General features: G+C 43.3%; 24 protein-coding genes. 11 read left to right on the top strand and 13 right to left on the bottom strand.

Features of this window, described 5'->3' with window-relative positions; translation table 11 throughout:
- Positions 1 to 71: 71 nt before the first annotated feature.
- Positions 72 to 446: a hypothetical protein gene (locus L4C35_RS06935; RefSeq protein ID WP_428462195.1), complete on the top strand. Its 375-nt coding sequence runs from the start codon at positions 72 to 74 to the stop codon at positions 444 to 446.
- Between the two features lie 142 nt (positions 447 to 588).
- Here the strand turns inward: L4C35_RS06935 and L4C35_RS06930 are convergent, their stop codons facing one another.
- The 5 genes from L4C35_RS06930 to L4C35_RS06910 all read right to left on the bottom strand — a co-directional run bounded on the left by L4C35_RS06930 (position 589) and on the right by L4C35_RS06910 (position 5,838).
- Complete coding sequence (locus L4C35_RS06930; protein WP_428462194.1) at positions 589 to 1,188, bottom strand: hypothetical protein; 600 nt, start codon at positions 1,186 to 1,188, stop codon at positions 589 to 591.
- 97 nt (positions 1,189 to 1,285) lie between these two features.
- Positions 1,286 to 3,442 (bottom strand): c-type cytochrome, encoded by a 2,157-nt coding sequence (locus L4C35_RS06925; RefSeq protein WP_428462193.1) that lies wholly within the window; start codon positions 3,440 to 3,442, stop codon positions 1,286 to 1,288.
- Positions 3,439 to 4,053: a cbb3-type cytochrome c oxidase subunit II gene (locus L4C35_RS06920; protein WP_428462341.1), complete on the bottom strand. Its 615-nt coding sequence runs from the start codon at positions 4,051 to 4,053 to the stop codon at positions 3,439 to 3,441. The genes L4C35_RS06925 and L4C35_RS06920 overlap by 4 nt, the downstream gene beginning before the upstream one ends.
- On the bottom strand, positions 4,054 to 5,463 hold the full coding sequence (gene ccoN, locus L4C35_RS06915) for a cytochrome-c oxidase, cbb3-type subunit I (protein WP_428462192.1): 1,410 nt from the start codon (positions 5,461 to 5,463) through the stop codon (positions 4,054 to 4,056).
- 15 nt (positions 5,464 to 5,478) lie between these two features.
- Positions 5,479 to 5,838 (bottom strand): c-type cytochrome, encoded by a 360-nt coding sequence (locus tag L4C35_RS06910; protein WP_428462191.1) that lies wholly within the window; start codon positions 5,836 to 5,838, stop codon positions 5,479 to 5,481.
- A gap of 298 nt (positions 5,839 to 6,136) precedes the next feature.
- Between L4C35_RS06910 and L4C35_RS06905 the strand changes: the two genes are divergently transcribed.
- The 4 genes from L4C35_RS06905 to L4C35_RS06890 all read left to right on the top strand — a co-directional run bounded on the left by L4C35_RS06905 (position 6,137) and on the right by L4C35_RS06890 (position 10,252).
- The gene (locus L4C35_RS06905; RefSeq protein WP_428462190.1) at positions 6,137 to 6,724 is read left to right on the top strand and encodes a cyclase family protein; all 588 of its coding nucleotides are present in this window, start codon (positions 6,137 to 6,139) and stop codon (positions 6,722 to 6,724) included.
- A gap of 479 nt (positions 6,725 to 7,203) precedes the next feature.
- Positions 7,204 to 8,163 carry a YadA C-terminal domain-containing protein gene (locus L4C35_RS06900; protein WP_428462189.1) on the top strand — a complete coding sequence of 320 codons (960 nt, stop codon included), beginning with the start codon at positions 7,204 to 7,206 and terminating at the stop codon, positions 8,161 to 8,163.
- Positions 8,164 to 8,938: 775 nt separating this feature from the next.
- On the top strand, positions 8,939 to 9,514 hold the full coding sequence (locus L4C35_RS06895) for a cyclase family protein (RefSeq protein WP_428462188.1): 576 nt from the start codon (positions 8,939 to 8,941) through the stop codon (positions 9,512 to 9,514).
- 39 nt (positions 9,515 to 9,553) lie between these two features.
- Positions 9,554 to 10,252 carry a hypothetical protein gene (locus tag L4C35_RS06890; RefSeq protein WP_428462187.1) on the top strand — a complete coding sequence of 233 codons (699 nt, stop codon included), beginning with the start codon at positions 9,554 to 9,556 and terminating at the stop codon, positions 10,250 to 10,252.
- Between the two features lie 225 nt (positions 10,253 to 10,477).
- Here the strand turns inward: L4C35_RS06890 and L4C35_RS06885 are convergent, their stop codons facing one another.
- A complete protein-coding gene (locus tag L4C35_RS06885) occupies positions 10,478 to 12,124 on the bottom strand; it encodes a P-loop domain-containing protein (protein WP_428462186.1) in 1,647 nt (548 codons plus the stop codon).
- Positions 12,125 to 12,314: 190 nt separating this feature from the next.
- On the opposite strand from L4C35_RS06885, the gene L4C35_RS06880 reads away from it, so the two are divergent.
- Complete coding sequence (locus L4C35_RS06880) at positions 12,315 to 12,557, top strand: hypothetical protein (protein ID WP_428462185.1); 243 nt, start codon at positions 12,315 to 12,317, stop codon at positions 12,555 to 12,557.
- Positions 12,558 to 12,610: 53 nt separating this feature from the next.
- On the opposite strand, the gene L4C35_RS06875 is transcribed toward L4C35_RS06880, so the two are convergent.
- From L4C35_RS06875 to L4C35_RS06865, 3 genes are read right to left on the bottom strand one after another with little or no spacing between them, the layout of a single operon-like run.
- Positions 12,611 to 13,954 (bottom strand): ATP-binding protein, encoded by a 1,344-nt coding sequence (locus tag L4C35_RS06875; protein ID WP_428462184.1) that lies wholly within the window; start codon positions 13,952 to 13,954, stop codon positions 12,611 to 12,613.
- Positions 13,938 to 14,603 (bottom strand): response regulator transcription factor, encoded by a 666-nt coding sequence (locus L4C35_RS06870; protein ID WP_428462183.1) that lies wholly within the window; start codon positions 14,601 to 14,603, stop codon positions 13,938 to 13,940. The genes L4C35_RS06875 and L4C35_RS06870 overlap by 17 nt, the downstream gene beginning before the upstream one ends.
- Positions 14,600 to 14,971 carry a PepSY domain-containing protein gene (locus L4C35_RS06865; RefSeq protein WP_428462182.1) on the bottom strand — a complete coding sequence of 124 codons (372 nt, stop codon included), beginning with the start codon at positions 14,969 to 14,971 and terminating at the stop codon, positions 14,600 to 14,602. The genes L4C35_RS06870 and L4C35_RS06865 overlap by 4 nt, the downstream gene beginning before the upstream one ends.
- 208 nt (positions 14,972 to 15,179) lie before the next feature.
- On the opposite strand from L4C35_RS06865, the gene L4C35_RS06860 reads away from it, so the two are divergent.
- Together L4C35_RS06860 and ppiC are read left to right on the top strand one after the other, a co-directional pair.
- Positions 15,180 to 17,072, top strand: coding sequence for a methyl-accepting chemotaxis protein (locus tag L4C35_RS06860; protein WP_428462181.1), 1,893 nt, complete (start codon positions 15,180 to 15,182; stop codon positions 17,070 to 17,072).
- A 194-nt stretch (positions 17,073 to 17,266) separates the two neighbouring features.
- Positions 17,267 to 17,548: a peptidylprolyl isomerase PpiC gene (ppiC, locus tag L4C35_RS06855; RefSeq protein ID WP_428462180.1), complete on the top strand. Its 282-nt coding sequence runs from the start codon at positions 17,267 to 17,269 to the stop codon at positions 17,546 to 17,548.
- Between the two features lie 140 nt (positions 17,549 to 17,688).
- Here the strand turns inward: ppiC and L4C35_RS06850 are convergent, their stop codons facing one another.
- Positions 17,689 to 18,120 (bottom strand): MarR family winged helix-turn-helix transcriptional regulator, encoded by a 432-nt coding sequence (locus L4C35_RS06850; RefSeq protein WP_428462179.1) that lies wholly within the window; start codon positions 18,118 to 18,120, stop codon positions 17,689 to 17,691.
- Positions 18,121 to 18,130: 10 nt separating this feature from the next.
- Positions 18,131 to 18,757, bottom strand: coding sequence for a cytochrome b/b6 domain-containing protein (locus tag L4C35_RS06845; RefSeq protein ID WP_428462178.1), 627 nt, complete (start codon positions 18,755 to 18,757; stop codon positions 18,131 to 18,133).
- 146 nt (positions 18,758 to 18,903) lie between these two features.
- On the opposite strand from L4C35_RS06845, the gene L4C35_RS06840 reads away from it, so the two are divergent.
- Positions 18,904 to 19,368: a c-type cytochrome gene (locus tag L4C35_RS06840; protein ID WP_428462177.1), complete on the top strand. Its 465-nt coding sequence runs from the start codon at positions 18,904 to 18,906 to the stop codon at positions 19,366 to 19,368.
- Positions 19,369 to 19,430: 62 nt separating this feature from the next.
- Complete coding sequence (locus tag L4C35_RS06835; protein ID WP_428462176.1) at positions 19,431 to 20,102, top strand: PH domain-containing protein; 672 nt, start codon at positions 19,431 to 19,433, stop codon at positions 20,100 to 20,102.
- 100 nt (positions 20,103 to 20,202) lie between these two features.
- Here the strand turns inward: L4C35_RS06835 and L4C35_RS06830 are convergent, their stop codons facing one another.
- Positions 20,203 to 20,862: a nitroreductase family protein gene (locus tag L4C35_RS06830; RefSeq protein WP_428462175.1), complete on the bottom strand. Its 660-nt coding sequence runs from the start codon at positions 20,860 to 20,862 to the stop codon at positions 20,203 to 20,205.
- Between the two features lie 396 nt (positions 20,863 to 21,258).
- On the opposite strand from L4C35_RS06830, the gene L4C35_RS06825 reads away from it, so the two are divergent.
- Positions 21,259 to 21,741 carry a methylated-DNA--[protein]-cysteine S-methyltransferase gene (locus tag L4C35_RS06825; protein WP_428462174.1) on the top strand — a complete coding sequence of 161 codons (483 nt, stop codon included), beginning with the start codon at positions 21,259 to 21,261 and terminating at the stop codon, positions 21,739 to 21,741.
- Here L4C35_RS06825 and L4C35_RS06820 read toward each other — a convergent pair.
- Positions 21,738 to 22,415 (bottom strand): hypothetical protein, encoded by a 678-nt coding sequence (locus L4C35_RS06820; protein WP_428462173.1) that lies wholly within the window; start codon positions 22,413 to 22,415, stop codon positions 21,738 to 21,740. The genes L4C35_RS06825 and L4C35_RS06820 overlap by 4 nt on opposite strands.
- Between the last annotated feature and the right edge of the window lie 6 nt (positions 22,416 to 22,421).

Genomic DNA, 22,421 nt, shown 5'->3' with positions numbered 1-22,421 from the left:
CCTATTAAGATAGTATTTTGCGAGAAAACGCGCATAATCTTGCTATACAACACTAAAAGAAGAAATTACCTATGACTGATTTTCAATATTACTTTCACCAACTACCTTGTTTTAACTGTAAAAAAACCACAGTAAGCACTGATCTTGGTTGGTTAACAGCGGCGATGAAAGAAGATGTTCTAACACAACTGGCTGCTATTATTGCGCAAGGAAAGGTTGAGGCAGATCTTTCAGTGAACGTGACTTGTACTAAAGACGAAGCACGTGATTACTTATTGCTGAATTTCTATGGTTACGCAGAAGAAGAGCTAGCTGATCAAATTGAAGCGGAAGATGAGCAAGAAGTTGCGGATGAAATAGCAGAGCTACTGGCAGATGGTAGCGAGAGTGCAGTTTTTGAACATGAAATCGCACTACAAAGTTGTACTGATTGCGACATTGATTAATTGTCAAACTAAGCGTAATCATAAAAATTAAATATGTTCATCAGACATGATGCCCTATTTATGTGAGGCGTTAGCAGAGTAGAGTTTGCTAACGCCTTTTTCATTTCTGTGGTTTAAGTTAAGCGCCGTTCACATAGCTTCGTTAAACTTCTTCAATGAGGAACTGGAACATTTCTCCTGATGAGTGGGAAACTTTTATTTTATCAACGGTGACAGAGGCTCCTTCTCCGTCTTTTGAATAGGATGTTTGAGGACGATTTTTCTGAATGGTATGAATGAGTGATTCAGCCGCTTTGTGGATCTTTTTACTGTAATCTTCACCATGCACTTTTTCACCTTTACGCCAAAGTGCAGCACCTGCCTCTAGGTGATGGCCATGTTTTAAATAAAAACAAAGCTGGTAAGTAACGCCTTCTTTTTGGAATTCATAACCAAAAATAGCTTCTGCAACACCTCCTGTTCCAGAAATGACGGACTTCATACCTACTGTTACTATATTTTTATGAACACTTTTCTCTTCTTCGGCTGATACGGGTAGTACACCAAGCGTTGAGTTTGGTGCTTGGGTGTATTGGCCGTGATGAGTATGTATATCGGGAATTAAAGTCATATGGTACTTTGTTGCGTTTACTACTGCTGCAGCAATAGGGTGCCCCATACTAACCATTGGCCCAAAAAGCTCTTTTAAAAGGTCACTTGCTACTTCTGTTGCAATATCTGCAACTGGATCGCTATTTGCCATTTTCCTATCCTTTTGAATAATTCACATATGAATATGACTGCACTTATAGGGTAGAAGGATAAAAGCGAATGCGTGAAGAAACTATCGATTATGTGATCTACTTAATATTAATCGTGTTGTCGCGTCGGTCATACATATCGGGTGTAGTGTGCAATCCGCCAGCATAACCTGCGGCTTCCAAGGTCTCCCTGACTTCTTTGACGTGTTCCGCGGTGACGGGCTCATGCCTGTCACCAAGATTGGAACGGACAAAAGTGATCAGTTCTGCGAGGTTCTTATCAGACAGTACATCCTCAAAACTGGCCATGGGCATAAAATTGCGATCTTTGTCGATATAGGTTGGTTGTAACCCGCGAACAGTGACGGCAATGGTATTGAACGGATCGCTGTGCATGATAATACCGTTGTTTAACAGTGTTGGTGCAATTGGTGGGCGGCCTTTACCATCGTCACCATGACATGCACCGCAGGTTTGGCGGTAGGTAGCGTAGATAGGTGTTTGATAAGCTGTTTCATCAAAGCCTTTGGGTTGCAGTGGCACGGCATTTTTGCTGATCACGTTATTCGTATCACCATTGAGTAGGTAATAAGACATAGACTCAACATCTTCTCGTGTCATTAGACTTAGACTGTTTTTGACCACATCGGCCATACCTGCAAAGGCTGTCCCTTTATCGGAATGACCTGTGTGTAAGAAATCAGTCAAGGTATCTTCATCCCAACCATCGATAAATAGCTCATTGGCGGTAATGTCTGGTGCATTCCAACCATCTATGAGGTTCCCTTGGAAAATACGCTCAGCAATTAAGGCTTGCGCGATGTTTCTTGGGGTATGACATTCAGAGCAATGGCCCAGCCCAGCCACCCAATATTTGCCTTGTTGCCATTTTTCAACGTCTTTGATTTGTCCGCTTAACTCTGAGGGGACGCTATAGTCGATTGGATCTGTGTCCATAAATACGATATTCCAGCCTAGTAACCCTAAGCGAATGTTCGACGGAAACATCATGCTGTTGTCATCGTTACGGCGTGAAACCGCAGTGATCGATTGCATGTATTCCCACAAGTCGAGCATGTCTTGCTCTGTGAGGTATTGGTAAGAGGTGTAAGGCATTGCTGGGTAGAGGTATCCCTTCTTGCCCTTACCACGAACGAGCGCATCGCGGAAATCGTCAAAGTCATACTCCCCAATCCCTTCGCTGGCATGCGGTGTGATATTGGTAGAATAAACGGTGCCGAATGGCGTCACAAAAGGCAACCCGCCCGCAAATGGTTCGCCACCTTCAGAGCTGTGACAAGCCACGCAGTCACCTGCGTATGCGAGGTATTTACCTCGTTCGACAGATTTTTGTTCCAGCTCTGCTAATTTCATTTGCTGTGTAAATTCGGCATGACGAATATAAGCACCTAAAGCACGTATTTCATTATTTGTTAATTGGCTTTCGAATGCTGGCATCAGGTTATTTAAGCCATAGTTAATGGTGTGTTGGATCTCTTCAATGCTACCGCCATGCAGCCAAATATCGTCTGAGAGATCGGGTACCCCAAGCTGTGGATTCGCGACTGAGCCGTCGGCATGACAAGATGCACAGTATTGAGTAAATAAAGTTTTACCCAATTCGACTTTTACTTCGGGTACGTCGGTATGACGCTGATTTAACGAGGCAAGGTAATACGATATCTTAGCGACTTCATCGGGGCGAAGGACTTCACTCCAGCCAGGCATAGCGCCATTTCGACCTTTAGCAATCGAATGAAGAATGGCTTCATCAGTACCGCCATATAACCAAACTTGATCGATGAGGTTAGGGAAATGTTTTTGCCCTTGTGCATTATTACGGTGGCAGGCGGCGCAGTGGGTTTGAAATAGAATTTGCCCGCTTGCGACAATCTCTGGGTTTTCAGCTAGCTTAGCTAAGCTGGCGTCATTGAGTGGTGCAAATTGTTGACCCAAACTGGTATTGGGTGAGCTCAGCTTATCATCACTTTGTTGCCAATCAATGAGCCCTTGCCACTCTCCTAGGCCTGGATACAAGACAAGATAACCAGCAGATAATACGAATGCGATAGCGTAACTGATAAACAATATTTTTGGCGGTGGTGCGTCTTTTTCATCGATGCCATCGAAGCTACCTATGGTGTGGTTTTGATCCGCTTGATGGTTACTGCGCCAATATTTCACAATAACAGAAATCATCAGTACAAAGAAAATGAGCGTGAAAATAGCGGCCCATAGCGCCCAAAAACTACTCATGGCGATACCTCCTGTGACGTATCTTTACCAAGGCTTTGTAGGTACCGAATTAATGCTTCACCTTTGGTTTTTCCTCTTACTTGTAACCTCGCATCACCGATTTCTTCGTCGGTATAGGGCACACCGAGTGTTCTGAGGGTTTCCATTTTTGCACTGATGTCATCACCAGACAGGGTTTGCTCAAATAGCCAAGGGTAAGCAGGCATGATGGAGGTTGGAACTACTTGCCTTGGATCGACAAGATGAAGCACATGCCATTGATCTGAGTATTTTCGGGCGAGGTTAGTCAGGTCGGGCCCTGTACGTTTTGAGCCCCATAAATTTGGGAACTCATAGATATCATCGCTTTCTTGATTTGGGCGACCATTGCGTTTTACTTCGGGATCAAGCGGACGTACCATCTGTGTGTGGCACACATGGCAACCTTCGCTGATATAAATATCGCGGCCTGCGAGTTCGATAGCGGTAAAGGGTTTGGCTAGGCTACCTTTGGCAATATCATCACCGCGAACAATGTTAGGTACAACCCAAACCACTAATGAAAACGAAGCCACCACAAGGGTTACTATGATCAAAATGACAAGGGAGTGGGTGAAATCTTTACTCATGATTTAGGCCTCCTTTGCCACAAATATTGCAGGCATACGGACGGTTTTGTATAAGTTCACCGCCATGAGTAGCAAGCCAAGCACAAAGAGTGCTCCCCCGAAGAAGCGCAGAAATAGCCATGGTGCTTTAAAGTCCATGGCCTCAATAAAGCTATATACCAGTTCACCATTGTCGTTTTGCGCCAGCCACATATAGCCTTCACCTATGCCAGCTACCCATAGCGCGATTGCGTAAATGGCTACGCCTGCATGTGCTAGCCAGAAATGCCATTTAATCAAGCGTTGTGACCATAATTCGGTTTTATTCCACAACCGAGGAATGAAGTAATAGAAGACGGCTATTCCTGACATGGCGACCCAACCTAAGGCGCCAGAGTGGACGTGACCAATGACCCACTCCGTGTTGTGCGCCAGCATGTTAAACCAGCGGATCGCTAATAATGGTCCCTCAAATGTGGCAAGGCAGTAGTAAAGAATGGCAGAGAAAAAGAACAGCAAAATATAGTCAGATTTCAGTTTTTCTTTGTTTTGGAGCAAGGTCATTGCACTGTTGAAAGCGCCAGCCCAAGAGGGAAGCCATAAGATAAGCGACATCACTATTCCGATGTTTTGGACCCAAATCGGTACTGAAGAATAAATAAGATGGTGGGTGCCAGCCCATGTGTAAAAACCGACTAACCCCCAAAAGTGGATAACAGATAGTCGGTATGAGTAAATAGGTCGCTCAGCAGCTTTGGGAATGAAGTAATAGTTCATCCCAATTACCCCTGCAGTAAGCAAGAAACCGACAGCGTTATGTCCCCACCACCATTGGACGATGGCGTCTTGTGCGCCTGCAAACACCGAATAAGACTTCATGGCTGAGACAGGCATCGCAAGGTTATTCACGATGAAAATCATGGCGATGACGATAATAAAAGCGGCAAAAAACCAGTTTGCCACAAAGATATGACCAACCTTACGCTTTGCGATGGTGCCAAAAAATAACACGGCATACAGTACCCAAACCAATACGATCAAGAGATCGATCGGCCATTCTAATTCTGCGTACTCTTTTGATGTGGTGTAGCCTGCGGGTAAAGAGATAAGTGCAAGAAGCAGTACAAGTTGCCAACCCCCAAAGACCATCCACGACAGGCTTTTATTGAAGATTTCGCAATGGCCTGTGCGTTGTGCGATATAAAGCGACGTTCCCATTAGAATGTTGACCACAAAGCCATAAATAACACCCGATGTATGAAGTGGTCTGAGTCGGCCAAACTGAAAATATTGCGAGTCGAAATTAAGTGATGGCCAATAGAGTTGCGCGGCCAAAATAACACCGATAGTCATGCCTGCAATTGCCCACACTAAAGCCGCGAGGATGAAATACTTCACAACTTTAATGCTGTACTGCGTTGTCACCGGTTCCATAACAAGCCTCTTTGCTTAAGGTTGTGATTCATTACCGAGCTGAGAATAGAAATAGGCGATATCTCGAATGTCTTGATCAGACAGAGCATCTGCTTGTTGCTGCATCAGCACAGCGAGTCCACTGGTACGCTCACGGGTTTGATAATCTTTTAATGAAGAAATGAGATACCCCATTTTTTGACCGCGAAGGTTAGGGTAAGGATCTTGAGTGGAGATACCGTCCGCCCCATGGCATGTCATGCAAACTTTGGCTTTTTGTTTACCAATCTCGAACTGTTCATTTTCAGAGGCAAGCAGTGTTGGGGAAAAGGCCGCCGTGACAGCAAGTATTGAAAGTGTGGCTAGCGAATGATATTTGAACTGATTAAAACGCATCACAGCTCCTTTAGGTGTACGCAGATTTTGTCGTAAATAGATTGACACTAAGCGCGCTATTGCATGGCTTACTTTGAATAAATGCATTTAGCTCTTTTCAGTACGTAGCGAGTTTTAAGAATAGATCACTTGGTAAATCCGTATAGCCAAATTAACCATTCTTTTGCCCTCACTGAATGCTTGTCGAAATCGCTATAGGCTAGAAGTCCTTATTTTGATGTTTTTTGTCTTAATGTTTGTAATGGCGCTTTGGCTTAATCGCTAGAATTCTCCCCATCAACTAGAGAGGAGAACAACAATGAATCGAACCGATTTACATACAAAAAATATTAGCCTTGAGATTAATGAAGATCATCCTGCTTATCAGTGGGCTAAAGCACAGGCAGATTCAGTCAATGCTATGGGTCACATTGGTACTCACATTGATTGCTATACCAAGGTACCACTTGCAACAAACTACCAAACAGATGTTCATATTCTTGATTGCTCAGACGCGATGCCGACGATTGATCAGATTAAGGGGCTGGAACTAGATGGTAAGTCACTTGTGCTTTATACCGGTAACTTCGAGAAGAATGGTTATGGCAACCCGAATTATGGCGCGCAATCGACAGTGCTTGATAGCGATGTGCTCGATGCGATATTGAAACAAGCGCCGCAATTCATCGTGATTGATAGCTACGGTATTGGTGCCCATGGCGACGAGCATATTTCGTTTGATAAACGCTGCGAAGAGCACAATTGCTTTGTGATTGAAAATGTTTGTCTCACTCAAGCCATGCTTAGCTCCATTGTTTCGTTAGACATTCGTTTTGATCCGACATCAGCTTCAACAGGCAAGCGTTGCGACGTTACTGTGTTAAGCCATACCAAGTTGGATAAGTAAGTGTTTAGGTTTCGTGTAATGGCAAACTGCCGTTTTATTATTTACTTTCATCAAAGTGCTTATTTTTAGTGCTTTACAGCATTTTTACTATCCCTACCTGATTCTGCCTAATCCCCCCATATCCTCCAATTTTAAGTGCTCGAAATATTGATTACGACTTCGTTATTAGGTTAGATAAAAGCAATGCCAACTTGGTTCGTTGTGATATCTTTTGGTTTTTGTGAGAGTTATACGTCATAGTTAATTGATGACGCAAATGCTATATAGCCGTGTTCGATATACCGCTAACGCATTAAGCTCATGAATGATCGTGTTTTTTATTCGTGCGGTGATTGATGGGTTTTGGTGGTTATATCTAAAAATAATCTAGATATAGTGTTGACACTATCAGGTTTAATGTCTAATATCCGCAACCGAAATGATACAGGTTCGACGGCGAACCTGATTCTTAATTATTCAACTTGCAAGGTATTAGCAAAATGAAAAAATCTGTAATCGCGTTAGCGCTTCTTTCTGTTCTTGGTTCTGGTTCTGCAATGGCTTCAAGCGCAGACATCGATCGTCGTGACTCTGTATTTTCTGAAATTGAAACACTGGTTCAAACTGGTAAAGAAGTTAAAATTGGTGGCTATGCGGTTAATCGCGACAATATTGGTGAGTGGAAAGATATTGCAAAAGTTGCTGGCGATCAAAACACGCGTAATGCTGCTGACATGATTAACGAAGCTGCAACTCGTGGCGACGTTAATGTATCAGACTACACTCCTGATTTTTCTAACAGCGGCAACTCTGTTATGGAGAACACCACGAAAGCTGACCATGAGCGCGAAGCTAACCGCAAAGCTACCGAAGACAACCGTTCTCGCATCAACGAAAACAAATCTCGTACAGATGCTAACGAAAACCGTTCTAAGAACAACGAAACTAAGATCGATAAAAACTCTGACAAGATTGCTAACAACGACCGTAACATCGTTCACAATGGCTCTCGTATCGATAACATCTACAAAGAAGCTGACAAAGTAGCTAAAGATTTAGAAAAAGAGTACAACGTAACTGCTAAAGCTGTAGAAGCTGAATACGCTCGTACTACTGCTAAAATTGAAGGCAACACAAAAGCTATCGGCGAATTACGTAACGACTTTTCAAAAATGGCTCAACGTCAAGACCAACTTGAAAAACGTACTGACCAATTAGAAGGCAAACTTTCTAACGGTATCGCGGCTGTTGGTGCTCTAGCGGCTATGCCTGCTATCGCTGGTGAAGCTATGCACGTTGGTGCTGGCGTATCGAACTACAATGGCTCAACTGCTATCGCTGTAGGTCTGACTAAAGCATGGGAAAATGGCGTAGCTGTTAAAGCTGGTCTGGCTTACGCACAAGGTAAGTTCTCTCAAAAAGATACAATGGTTAACGCTGGCGTTTCTTACGCACTTTAATTGATTTACTGTTTGGCACTTTAGTAAAAAGTGCCATTCAAAGTAAATACTCGTTTTGCTGGTTTCGGGTTATAAAAATCAGACACTGTTTATCAATGTCTACCCGCTAAGTAGGCATTGCTAAACCATGCAAGGTTGGTCGTTTACCATTTCGATTGATAAAAATGGAATGATAAGATTTTGATACGCTTATCTCTGTTTTCCTGATTTCAGTAAAAAATCAGAGCTAATGCTACCATTTGTTACTTTTGTAATAATCATCACCAGCAGGTTAAATGAACTGCTGAGTTCGTCTTTTTCATTATTTGATTATACGTTTCTGCTGGTGTTTTTTTCCTCGCTATAATCCCTAGTATTATGATTAGCAATCAGTTGTTTTCTGACTGTTATACATATACCTGATCACCACTGTTATTTATCAAGCTACATATAGTCTTCATCGACCATAATAATTGGCTGTGTTATTGCGTCAATTACGCTCCCTTCGTTTGCATCACTAGACATACTATTTGATATGAGAACGCCTATCTTTTCGTTGCGAAGAGTTGGGTTGAACTCTTGTGTTATATGCCATCAGCTCGATGTTGAGTCTTAATAGAAGATCACTTGGCTTATTAAGAAGGGTTGAATTGATGATTCTTTTGTTTTCATCAGAGGCGGGGTTGGCTGGTAAATTCTATATGTCCTTATTTTGACGTTTTTTGTCTTAATGCTTGTAATGGCACTCTGGTTTAATCGCTAGAATTCTCCCCATCAACTAGAGAGGAGAACAACAATGACTCGAACAGATTTACATTCAAAAAATATCAGCCTTGAGATTAACGAAGATCACCCAGCTTATCAGTGGGCTAAAGCACAAGCAGATTCAGTCAATGCGATGGGCCACATTGGGACTCACATTGATTGCTACACTAAGGTGCCATTAGAAACGAACTATAAAACGGATGTTCAAATCCTTGATTGCTCACAAGCTATGCCGACTCTAGAGCAGGTTGAAGTGTTGGAACTGCAAGGGAAATCATTGGTGTTATATACCGGTAATTTTGAGCAAAACGGCTACGGAAACCCGAATTATGGCGGTAAATCAACAGTACTTGATAGCGACGTATTAGATGCGATCTTGAAACAAGAGCCACAATTTATCGTGATTGATAGCTATGGTATTGGTGCCCATGGCGACGAGCATATTTCGTTTGATAAACGTTGCGAATCGCATGATTGTTTTGTGATTGAAAATGTCTGCCTGACTCAAGCAATACTTAGCTCAATTGTGTCGCTAGACATTCGTTTTGATCCGACATCGGCGTCAACAGGCAAACGTTGTGACGTTATTGCGTTGAGTCAGGCGTAATTAAAAATGCTTGATCGCTAATTATAGGAAGGCGTTACAATGACAATACAGTGTAAGGTTGTGAGCTTAACTTACCTAAATACAAAAACATTGGCGGTTTGTTTACAGGCTGAGAGTGATTTTGATTTTTTAGCTGGGCAATACGTGCTACTCGATCTTGGCGATAGTGGGAAATTCCCATTTTCTATTGCTAGCATGCCAACGGGTAATAATCAGTTTGAGCTGCATTTAGGTGGCATTTCAGATCAAAGCGCTCTGCTAGCAGGGGTGAAATATCTTCAGTCGTGCTTCGAGGCGGAGCACCTTGTGAAGGTTGGAGCAGCTAGCGGTAATGCTTGGCTTCGTGATAGTCCAAGTCCGATTGTTTTAATTGCTGGCGGATCGGGTTACACCTATACGCGGAGTATATTGCAGGCGGCATTGCATCAAGACCCAGATCGCTACCTCACTCTTTATTGGGGGGCATATACTGAAAGTGATCTGTATGAGCATGATTACCTGACGGGGTTGACGAAAGAGTACACGAACTTTCATTACATACCCGTGACAGAAATGGCTTCAGCACATAGCGTAACACGCCAAGCTAAGCTTTTGGATGTGGTCTACCAAGATGCCGATTTTTTGGCTTTACCCGATGTGTATATCTGCGGAAGATATGAAATGGTGCAATCAGCCTCTCGTTATTTAGAGAGCCAATATGAAGGCAGCTTAACGCTCTATTCGGATGCACTGTCTTAGATTTAGTCTGAAGCAAAAATAAATCAGGTATTATTAGATCTCGTCGTTTTATGTAGCGTATGAGCTGAAAGAATACCATTACCACCATGGTTGAGATGATTGGCCCGAAGGGGCATGTTAACCGTCTAAATAAAAAGCGGCTCGGGATTAACCGAGCCGCTTTTTCTATTTGAGCGTTAGCGTAATATCACAACTGAATATAACTTCAGTATGTGTTGTCTGCCATTATTTGAATTCAGATTTACGCATACGGTTAAGTACCGCCATCACTTCAATAACACGTGGTTTTGCTAAGTCGCCGTAGTTTGGCATCATGGCAAACCAGTCATCGTTTAGCATGTCGGCAAATGCTTTGCTTGGCACTTTTTCCCAACCTTTGCCTTGAGCAAGTTGAAACCATAGCCAGCCGATAGTATGAAGTTGACTTGAATCAGCAACTTGTTCAAGAGCTTTTAAGTCGACTAATTCACGGCCAAAACGCATTGCTGATTTATCTTTAACTTGCACGCGGAACTTACCGTCTTCCAGTAGGGCTTTCAAAGCCGCACGGTTGATAGGGCGAGTGCGTGGGCGTTGCAGTGTTTCAGAACCTTCTAGAGCACGACGAGTCGGGTGGGATGCTACCACTTCTTTCGCTTTTGCTGTCACATCAATTGCTTGGTAGTTATGCATCTGGATCACGGTATCAGCAACATCTAGATAGTCACCAGAGCCACCCATAACCAGTAATACTGAAATGTTTAGCTGGTCACGTAGGAGTGAAACGCGGTCAACAAGCGGTGTGATTGGTTCATCATCTTTGGCGATCAGTGCTTGCATACGCTCGTCACGGATCATGAAGTTAGAGGCTGAGGTATCTTCATCGATAAGGAGTGCACGTGCACCTGCTTCGATAGACTCTTGCAACCATGCCGCTTGTGAGGTTGAGCCTGATGCGTTTTGCGAGCTAAATGATGCCGTATCTTTACCCATTGGCAGGTTAGAGATGTACGGAGATAGATCAACATTATGAACGCAGCGACCATCTTCAGCACGGATCTTAGCCGCTGTTTCGTCAGAGACGATGTACTCACGGCCATCACCTGGTAGATGATCAAACACTGAGCTTTCAATTGCATTCAATAGGGTAGATTTACCGTGGAAACCACCACCAACGATCATGGTGATACCCGTTGGTACGCCCATGCCGCGAATTTTACCACGGTGTGGTGCGTCTAATTCAATCGCTAGCGACTCAGGTGCGATGAAAGGAACAGCATCAGCAAGTGGTGAATCATTATTACCAGCTAGACGTGGCAAAATACTGTTATCAGCTACAAAGGCTAATAAGTTATGTTCTTTTAGCTGAGCGCGAAGTGCGACTTGGTCTTCTACTGCTTCACAGTGACGTTTCAACGCTTCAATATCAAGTTCGCGAGCAATCGTTGCACGGCGAATGATTTTCGGCATGGTAAAGGTCAGTAGGTTCAGCGTTTTCTTGGCGATAATAGTACGGCCGTCAGACGGTAGATTTACGCGAAAACGTAATTCAATACCTTCGTCGTCGAAGACAACAGCAGTACGATCAAGAACGGTTTGTCCCGGACGGTCAATTCTGATCCCATTTTCTTGCTGAGCAAGATCAGCGAATGCACGTGCAATAAAATCACGCGCTGCGCGTTGGTAATCTGCTGATTGGTCTTTCAGCCAAGCAAGATCAGTTAGCGACCATGCGCGGTGCGCACGAACTCGAGAAGCAGGCGCGTATGGGTCTGCTTGGGTGATATCGATATAAAAGTCGAAGTCGACGAATTTGTATTCGCCACGAAGGCTCGAATAGCTGCGGTAATTGTGTCGATCGATTTTTTGTAATTTGGCTTCGAGAAGTTGCATAGTGCCTCGATATCAGTAGTTGTTCATTCTCGGGGAGGCGATACTACACCAAAGTGGTTAAATAAGCATGTGGCTTTTGTGGTAATCCGTTGAAATAAAGTATGTAGCCTTGCCACTAAGGTCTAATTGCCGAGATCACCCTTTCGCTTATGCTGGTAGTAGACGTGAAAGCTAACAAAGGGATGCAAGTATGCTGCAAACAAGCCTATCGGCTATAGAAATGCTTTTGATCACCATAGGTGTATTAATGATTGTGAAAAGCATGCTGCAATTTGGGCTGCGCACCAAAAACTGGCTAGGCGTAGTGACCATGTTTTACAAGCGAATCGGGATGGATGTGGCTGAATATCGTTGGTATCGAATGGGTGTCGCCAGCTTCGTATTAGGCGTGATTGTTCGTATTGTGAATCTGGTGTTTTGGCCTGAGTATTAATGAGCCTATCCATTCATGTATTAGTTATAAACGATAGAATAGGCCCTATGAAATCAAATGCTCCTTGCAAGCGGAAGCAATAAATCAATCCGAAGACCACCAAGGTGCGCGCGAGAAAGCGTCAGTTCACCGCGATAGCTATGGGTTAACTCGTTAGCTATATTCAAACCAAGGCCAGTACCGGGTGTGGATTCATCTAGCCTTACACCGCGTTTTACTACCTCAATGCAGCCTTCATCACTAATACCTGGGCCATCATCTTCAATCACAATATGAACGGTTTGATCAGTATCTGGTTCAACATAAACTCGGATTAAGTTATCCGCCCATTTGTAACTGTTCTCAATAAGGTTACCAATGATCTCATCAAGGTCGCGTTTCTCGACAGCAACCAAAATGTCACTCTCCACTTCATTGACCAGCACGATACCGCGCTGAGCATAGACTTTATCCATGGCCATTGAGATGGCATCAATGCGCGCCGAGGGTTGGGTTTTCGCTGCAAGAATATTGGCGGCGCCTGCCATGCGAGCTCGACCGAGATGATAGTCGATATGTTGCTGTAACTGATTGATGGTGGGTACTAACTTAGCACTTACGTCTGGTGGTAAATTAGTAACTTCGTTGTTTAGAATTGCAATGGGTGTTTTTAGTGCATGAGACAGGTTTCCCGACTGATTTCGTGCACGTTCTAACAGTTCTTGGTAGTGGAAAAGGAGCGCGTTTAAGTCATCAATAACCGGTTGTACTTCTTTAGGATAATTGGCTTTGAGCTCTGTGGTATCACCATCGCGCACTTGCTTTAAGTTGGCTTGTAGTTTTTTTAGTGGTAGTAATGACCAACTTACTTGGAGCCAGGTAAGCATTAACATACCAACCGCCATGATCAGTAATAAAATCCACAGACCTTGATTGAGTTGGTGCAATGTTTTGTTTAATCGGCTTTTGTCGATAGCGATAGTCAACGACACGGGGGCATCAATATCAGGTAAATAGATATTACGCTGCACTGTGAGTAGCGTTTGATCGTTTGGACCAGTGAAACCCTCTTCTTTATTACCTGAAATACGGCTATCCCATAAAGAACGAGACCTAAGTTGAAACTGTTTGGTACTGAGTGACCAATATAAACCACTGTAGGGTGATTGAAACCTTGGGTTCGACATAGGCGCGGTAACAGTAATACGTCCGCTTTTGTCAGTATCGGCAAGCGCTGTTATTTCATCGAGGTACAGGTCAAGTTGCTGCTTTTCTTGATCCACTAAATATTGGTGGATAACGTTGGGCACGAGATAACCCGCACTGACAGTGATGATCAATAACCACGCAGCCGCGGCGAAAAGCAAGCGGCTGCGAAGACTCGCCGATGTTCGATTGACCTTACTTAGCATCGGCATTGATTCGGTATCCTAGCCCTCTAACTGTTTTAATGACATCTCCCCCAATTTTTCGACGAATACGGCCAATAAATACTTCAATGGTGTTGGAGTCACGGTCGAAATCTTGTTTATAGATATGCTCAACCAGTTCGGTGCGTGAAATCACTTTATCTGTATTGTGCATGAGGTAAGCCAGCACTTTAAATTCCAGTGCTGTTAGGTCGATAGCTTGACCTTGCCACATCACTTTAGAAGTACGTGTATCTAGGCTTAGTCCACTTGCTTGAATGACCGGTGAACCACTGCCTGATGCTCGGCGCAGTTGAGCACGTAAACGTGCAACTAATTCAACCATCTGGAAGGGTTTGGTTAGGTAGTCATCAGCGCCTGCATTTAGCCCTTCAACACGTTGTGTCAATTCGTTGCGAGCACTAAGGATCACTACGGGCGTATTCACATTTTCATCGCGAATGCCTTTCAATACGGTTAAACCATCTAATTTTGGTAAGCCAAGATCAAGGACAATGGCATCCCAAGGTTCTGATGTTGAACGGTACAATGCATCGATACCATCACAGGATAATTCGGCAACCCAGCCATTTTGTTCAAGGCCTTCGACAATCTGGCCGCCTAGGGTGACTTCATCTTCTACAACTAAGATTTTCATTCTGTTCCCTTGATAATATTTTCAAGCTGACGCCCTGATATTTTGATAATAGAAAGCGTACGGGCATCGTATTCAACTTTGACGATATTATTTTGTGGATCGAGCAATTTTAGCTCATAGATCCAGATATCATCATCTTCTTCTAATTCCACTTTGATGATACGACCATGTAATTGACGCGCAACGGTCGTTTGTAATGCAGAAAAAGATTGGATCAGTCCTTGCTCAACGGCTTCCATAAAATCGTCATGATCTTCGTCGATTTCTAACCGTGGTGTGGGGGCTGCCATTGCTGTTGCACTCATTAGGGCAACCCAGCATATAAGCGCGCTTAATGTCAGTGACTTAATGATTTTGCCTACCTTCATAAGTACCTTCCGCCAACAAATGTTTTAGCATGATAGCCAGTGTAACTGGCAAAAGGTGAACTCAAAGTGAACATTCTGGTTTGATTGTAAGCATCCAATTGAGTGCATTGTAATTAGTTTGATACATGTCGCAAATCAAATTAATGCTTTTATTAATATCCTTCCATAAGTTTTATGCATGTAATGCGATTTATTTATAAGGGATATTATGCGGTTATCTTTAAAGATGAAGTTGGTTTTATCAAGCCTTTCATTGATTTTTTTAACAATTGTCGTACTCACCTGGTCTTCTTACCAGTCAATGAAAGACCAAGCATGGAGCGCAATTCGCAGTGAAAGCCACAATACAGCAGCGGCTTATAGTAAAGGGATTGGCGATTGGTTTGGTGCTCGTCAACAATCAGTTCAAGCATTAAAAGAAGCGATAGAACTCAATCCAAGTCTAGACATTGTATCTCATCTGAAGCAAACGCTGGTGGCGGGTGATTTTGGTTTAAGTTACTACGGTACGCGTGATGGTGTGATGTATCGCCATGATCCGTCATTAAATAAAGCTGGCTACGATCCTCGTAGCCGTGGTTGGTACAAAGAAGCGTACGCAGCTCGCCAACCTATCACGACCAAGCCTTATGTTAGTCACACTATGCAAACATTAGTGGTGACATTGGCTGATCCTGTATTTCAGCAAGGTGAAATTGTCGGTGTTGCGGCCTCTAACCTTGCAATCGGTGAACTGGTTAAAGATGTTTTAAATATTGCAGTACCGGGTAAAGGCTATGCCATGCTACTTGATACTCGGGATAACGTTGTTGTTGCTCACCCTAATGCGAAAATGCAACTAAAACCACTGACTGATATTGGTGCTGATTTTGCTGCTGATAAGCTTCAGCGCACGATGGCAGGAGATAATTTCTTCTTTAGCCAAGTAGGCGGTGTGGAAAAAGCCGTTGTTGTCGTTGCTGTGCCAAATACATCTTGGGTGATTGCGCTCGTGATGGATCAAGACACACTTGAAGCACCAATGCGCGATATGTTGGTCAAGCAAGCCTTGATTGGCTTAGTGATTCTACTCTTTGTGTCTGTTTTCGTGGCATGGCTAGTAACGCATCAATTACGTGAATTGAACACAGTGTCAGATGCGTTAGCAGATATTGCTAATGGTGAAGGGGATTTGACAGTACGCATTGATGTTCAAAGCGATGATGATATTGGTAAATTAGCTGGCAACTTCAACCAGTTTGTTTCACGCCAACACATAATGGCGACCAAATTGCGTGATATTACACATCATTTGAATGAAGCCGCGGCTAATACGGCGGATTCCGCGTTGGCGCGTAGTGAAAGTATTCGTCGTCAGCAAGATGAAATCACCATGGTGGCGACAGCTGTTGCTGAAATGGCTAGCGCCACCCAAGAAATTGCCAATAATGCTGAAAATACGGCTAAGAGTGCAGAAGAAGCGGTAGGTCTATCTGAAAACGGCCATGTTCAGGTTGGGCAAAGCCAAACTTCTATTGGTAACTTAGCGCAAGAAGTTGATAGTGCCGTGAGTATTATTGAGCACCTCAACGATCATGCGTTAAAAATTAGCTCTATTCTTGCCACCATTCGTTCGATTGCAGAGCAAACAAACTTGTTAGCGCTTAATGCGGCAATAGAAGCGGCACGAGCTGGTGAACAAGGGCGTGGTTTTGCTGTCGTGGCTGATGAGGTTCGCGTCCTTTCGCAACGCACGCATACTTCAACCGAAGAGATCCAATCCATGATTGAGACGTTACAGTCAACAACAAAGCAAGCGGTCGATGTGATGTCGGATAGCCATCAGCTAGCGGAAACCAGCGTGCAAGACGTGAACAATGCAGGTATAAGCCTTGATGATATTGCCCGTCAAATTACAGTGATTAATGATATGTCCACTCAGATTGCTTCTGCTGCGGAAGAGCAATCAAGTGTTACTTCAGAAATTAGCCGTAATACCGAAGGTGTTCAAGAAGTTGCGAATCAGATGGCTGAGGAAGCACAGGCGGCCGCTAAACAAGCAGAAGGATTAAAGGCACTTGCTGATCAGCTAGAAAAAGAAGTTGAGCGTTATAAGCTATAAGTTCTGCCTTGTATCGATACTAAGCGTACTTGTTGTGAGCAATTAGCGTAAATAAGCCACCCAAAGTAAACAAATGGGTGGCTTTCGTTTATTTGCCCCGTAATTCACAGCCTTTATTCGTTGCGTTAAGCTTGCTAGTTGCTATGAATTCACGCAAACTTCGGGCGATTATCGTTTTATCGTGGAGATGGGTAATGGCCTCTACAGCAGCAGCGCTTCATATTTTGGTGAAGCATAAAGAACAAGCAGATGACATCCTTAAGCAACTTAACAAGGGTGCAAAATTCCAAACACTGGCAAAGAAATACTCTACATGCCCATCAGGTAAACGTGGTGGCGATCTAGGTGAGTTTCGTAAAGGCGCGATGGTTCCTGCGTTTGATAAAGCTGTGTTTTCTGGCAAGGTATTAGAAAACCTAGGCCCAGTAAAAACCAAGTTTGGTTACCATATCATCAAGGTTTTGTACCGCACCTAGTCTCTTGTATTAAGGGACGTCTAGTAACTGGATGAGTTGTTAAGTTAATGGCCTCGTTTTCGAGGCTTTTTTAATGGTGGGAGCATGGAAGATGAGCCTAAAAACACCCGTCTCAGGTGTTCCTAGGCCTTAATTTCATCTTATATTGATGTTGGCATCATTTTTTGCAATAAGCGGATCATTTCGTCTTGCTCTTTAGGATCAAGCACATCGAGGATCTCTTTATTTACTTTCAAGGCAATAGGTTGCAAAGTGCCTTTCAAATCTCGTCCAGCCTTAGTTAAATAAATGCGATATGAACGACGGCTGTTGGGGTCGTCACGACGTTCAACGAGTCCTAATACTTCGAGTTTGTCAATAATGCGTGTAGTGGTGGAATTTTCTACTTTAGCAATTTGCGCGATTTCACGTTGAGTCACCCCTTCTTTTTCCCATAAGCACATCATTGTTGGCCAAAGTGAGCGCGGAAAATCATGTTTCGCAAGCTCAGTTTCGAGGTTTTTGGCTGCTTGGTTTGCGACTACATTGATCATCCAACCAAAACTCTTTTGCCTATCAAATTGTTCGTCCATTATTTTTCTCTTATGCGAATGCAACTATTGCAATAGTAACGAATACTGCGGCAGTTAGCACGAGTAATGCTCGTGCGTTAGATGCGAAATACAGCTCAGTCTGTGATTTCTCCAATCCAGCTTGGCGCCCAGTAAACATAGCCATAACAAGTGGTTTTTTACGTAGTTTGTAGATAATGATCGCGCCTACATGCAAAGCGATCAGAATAGGTAAACCATTGGCCAAAAACAGGTGGATATTCTCTAAAACGGTAAAAACGTTATCTGATAGCCAATATTCGGCCATTGGGAGGGTATCTAATAAACCTGCGAGAGCTAATCCCGATATGCACTGCAATAACAGAGTACCAATCATACAAATAACCATCCATCCCCCCAGTGGATTATGGCCTGCTTTAGCGTCTTCTTTACCGCGTAAATAACGGATAACACTTAATGGTGAGCGCAGGAAATGTGTAAACCGGCTGGTGTCACTGCCAACAACTCCCCAAATTAATCGCCACACAATCAAGGTAAACAGCATAAGTCCAAGAGGGATATGTGCGTCTTTACCTGAAAAGCCAGATGCAAGAAGTAAGCAAAATAAAGTGGCTTGTAGCCAGTGATAAATACGTGCGGAAAGATCCCAAACTTTCATTCTATACCCCTAATCAATGTTCGATGAGTTGATGCTTTATCTATGCGGCAGAGATAATTTACACGGCAATAGTTGCAATTGCAACTATTGCCGTGTAAATTAAAAAGCAAGCCAGCAGTGGCAACCAATCAAACTTGGAGAGAGTCATGAGAAAGCGAATGAATAAAAAAGTATGTGCCTTGGTATTGCTACCGCTGGTTATTAGCTTGCCAGTGATTGCGAAGGCTGGTGTTGATAGTTACGACCAAGCAATTGCACAGCGTCAAACAGCCTTTAGCAGTATCGAAAGCGATTTGAAAACGGCTTCAAAAAGTATTGGTGGTCAAGATACGGATTGGCAGCAACTCGCGCTGATCAGTGAGCAACTTGCTGATCACAGTAAAGCGCTGATGACATTATTTCCTGAAGGAAGCCAAAGCGGCAGTAAAGCGAAAAAAGAGGTATGGAATAAGCCTGAAAAATTTAACGCTTTGTTGGCTCAAATGGATACGGGCTTCCAGCAAATGCATCAAGCAAGCGAACAGCAAAACCTTAATGAATTAAAAACAGGGTTGTCGAAAGCCGAAAAGACTTGCCGCGGGTGTCACCGTAGTTACCGTTCGCGCTTTTAACCAACAGCCGAATTAGAAAGAACGTCAGCAAAATAAATATAATTAACCAAAAGGGTAGAACCATGAAAAAAGTAATGACTATTGCCACTGTTATCTTTGCTTCTCTATCGGTAAGCACTGCTGTCTCTGCTGCTGATTATGGGGTTGAACTCGCATGGAATACCAATAACGCGAATGATGTACTAGCGACGATGTCGGAGCAACGCGCTGCTTTTGGCCAGTTAGTGAATAACGGTGAAATTAAAGATATGTTTGTCTTTGATAGCAGTATTGACGGTAAACCAATGAAACTTATTCGTTTTGTTATTGATGCGACAGATGAAGCCAATGCCAAAGCGAAGTTGGCAAATTTGCCTCTTTATAAAAAAGAACTGGTAAAAATTAATAACGTACGCTTGCTTGGCAATAAATGGCTGGATAATACACCCGTACCCAAAAATTATGGGGTGACATTTACATGGCGTGAAGGTATTGATGCCCTCGAGATGGATCGTGTTTTAGGTGTCGATTTGCAACGTGTTATTGGTTTAAATCAGGCGGGTCTGATTACATCTTCGTACTTGAATACCCAAACACTAGAAAGTGGTGTAGAGCGCCCAATTTATAATGTCTCTTTTTTAGCAAAAGATGCAAAGCATGCGCGCGAACTGACCAAACAATTTGAAGCGGTTAACTTGGGTTATGCCACGGTTGAAGTGATGTATCTTGGCCATAAAGTACAGCTTACTCAGTAAGTTATCACGGCATAAATCGCTGTTATATGAGATATAGAAAAACCGCCAACTTAGCCATTGGCGGTTTTTGAATATTATGTTGTTACTCAGCAGCTGCTGATTAAAGCACTGTGATTACATCTTCTGCTGCTAGGCGAGATTTAGGTAAACCATAGTTGTAATCACCATCAGCGAGGCGATAGCCCATCGCAAGTGCAACGTCACAAACGTAGCCATCAAGCTCATCTTTAAATATTTCACCAATCAACTTGGAATCCACGCCTTCCATTGGCGTTGAATCAATACCCAGTCGGGCTAGAGTGTGTAATGTATTGCCTAAGGCGATATAGGTTTGTGCTTTAGTCCAGCCACCATTAAAGCCATTTTCATCAGTATTCGCTTCCGCAAACCCATAGGCGCCATTGAGCATTGCATCATATCTGTCTGCAGGCAAGTGACCAGATGTGACCTCGACATCAACCACTTTCTTGTACTCATCTTTACTATAATTCGGATTATAAGCAAATAGTACTGTATGCGATGCTTCTTTAGCATGTGGCTGATTAAATTGGTGCATATTGGCAAAAGTGTCATGGAAGCGCTGTTTGGCCTCATCACTTTCAATCACAATAAACTTCCAAGGCTGTGAGTTGATTGAAGAAGCAGATAGACGAATTGCTTCTTTGATAACATCCATATCTGTTGGCGAAATGCGCTTGGTTGCGTCGTATTTTTTTGCTGTGTAACGCGTGTTTAGATCGGCGATAATTTGATGAGACATGGTGCTCTCCAGCGTTTTACTTGTACTAATAATTTGTCGGTTGCTTGAGTTAGCCTCTTCAACCGTGTTGTTGGCAGCAAGAATAAGAGGAATATTCCAATTGAAAAATAGCGTTTTGATCCAATCATTATGGTGTTAAATGTCCATAATGTTGAGCGAACTTCGCTTTGAAGAACGAATGTCACTCGCTATGGTTTTGGTGTGAATAGCTGATTTTTAACAAGTTCGAGCTGGTTTGAGGCCAATACCGCCTGAATAGTGGTAAGTCGCCGCTAAATGGAAATTAGGACCTGTGTTTATTGTTACCAATATCAATAGTGTGGTGCATATTGGTGTGAAAAACGGCATCATGGTGATAATTTCGTTTTTGAATCGTTTATTTACCCGAGGTGCAAAATGTTTTGTCATTTCCATCCATCCCCTTTAGGTAAGATACGTTTGCTCGCCAATGAACATGGTTTGATTGGAGTAACGCTGGCCTCACAACGTGAAGATGATGATGTCGACCCCGATTGGTTATTAACAGAAGATCCATTTATTGAATGTTGTCACCAGCTTGATGCGTATTTTGCTGGCACATTAACGCGCTTTACTGTACCGCTTGCGCCAGAAGGTACTGAGTTTCAAAAGCAGGTCTGGACAGCACTTCGAAGTATTCCTTATGGCGAAACCTGTTCGTACAAAACCATTGCTGATGCAATTAATAATCCTAAAGCGGTTAGGGCGGTTGGTGCTGCCAATGGTAAGAACCCGATTGCGATTATCGTACCTTGCCATCGTGTTATTGGCGCTAACGGTAAACTAACGGGTTATGCCGGTGGTGTAGACATGAAGGCCTACCTATTAAAGTTAGAAGGCGCGTTAGCTGTGCATGACTAAGTCTTGCTTAAGCAATGTTTAAACTGAGCTAGGTGATCGTCTTGCACATAGAATTGATATATTCCTTGCCTTGTTTTATCTGAGGAATAGTGTTTCTTTGGCGGCTTATTTTCTCTCGGATTATTGTCAGGTTCTCGCGCTGGTAAGGGGATAGACTGCGGTGTTTCAGGCAAGGAGCCTAAAATTGACTTACCTTGCTGAGGGGATAATTCAAAATGCCCTTCATCTTGGAACATCAATGAGGTGATTTTATCAAAAGCCTGTTGGTAATTATCGCTACCTAATACCACAAGGCCGCCGATCTGGTGATCTTTATTCAGCGACTGCCAATAGGTTGTGAATACAGCAACAGGTTTATGCGCGCGTTGATATTGAATATTTTCATATTGAACTGCCGTGTGTATATCGGTAGGAATTTTACGCTTTATTGCCACGTAGCGGCTTTGGCTATTTTTGGTGTATACCATGGCTAATTGAATGATAGGTTCAAATTCTTGTTGCTGATTTTTCGCTAAATGGAAAAAGTCGAGGCGGCATTGATGGGCATCAACCGTGATTTTACTCGTCGGTAGTACGCCAGCTTGAGCGCCATAGCTGTAAATCGTCACGACGCTGACAGCATAGATGCCAGCGCGTTTTATGTATTTGATGACGACGAACAGAATGAACCACATAAGCTT

It is taken from the genome of Photobacterium kagoshimensis (genome assembly GCF_050337045.1).
Taxonomy (GTDB): domain Bacteria; phylum Pseudomonadota; class Gammaproteobacteria; order Enterobacterales; family Vibrionaceae; genus Photobacterium; species Photobacterium kagoshimensis.
Note: the sequence above shows the minus strand (reverse complement) of the source record. Positions and strands in the feature narration are given on the sequence as shown.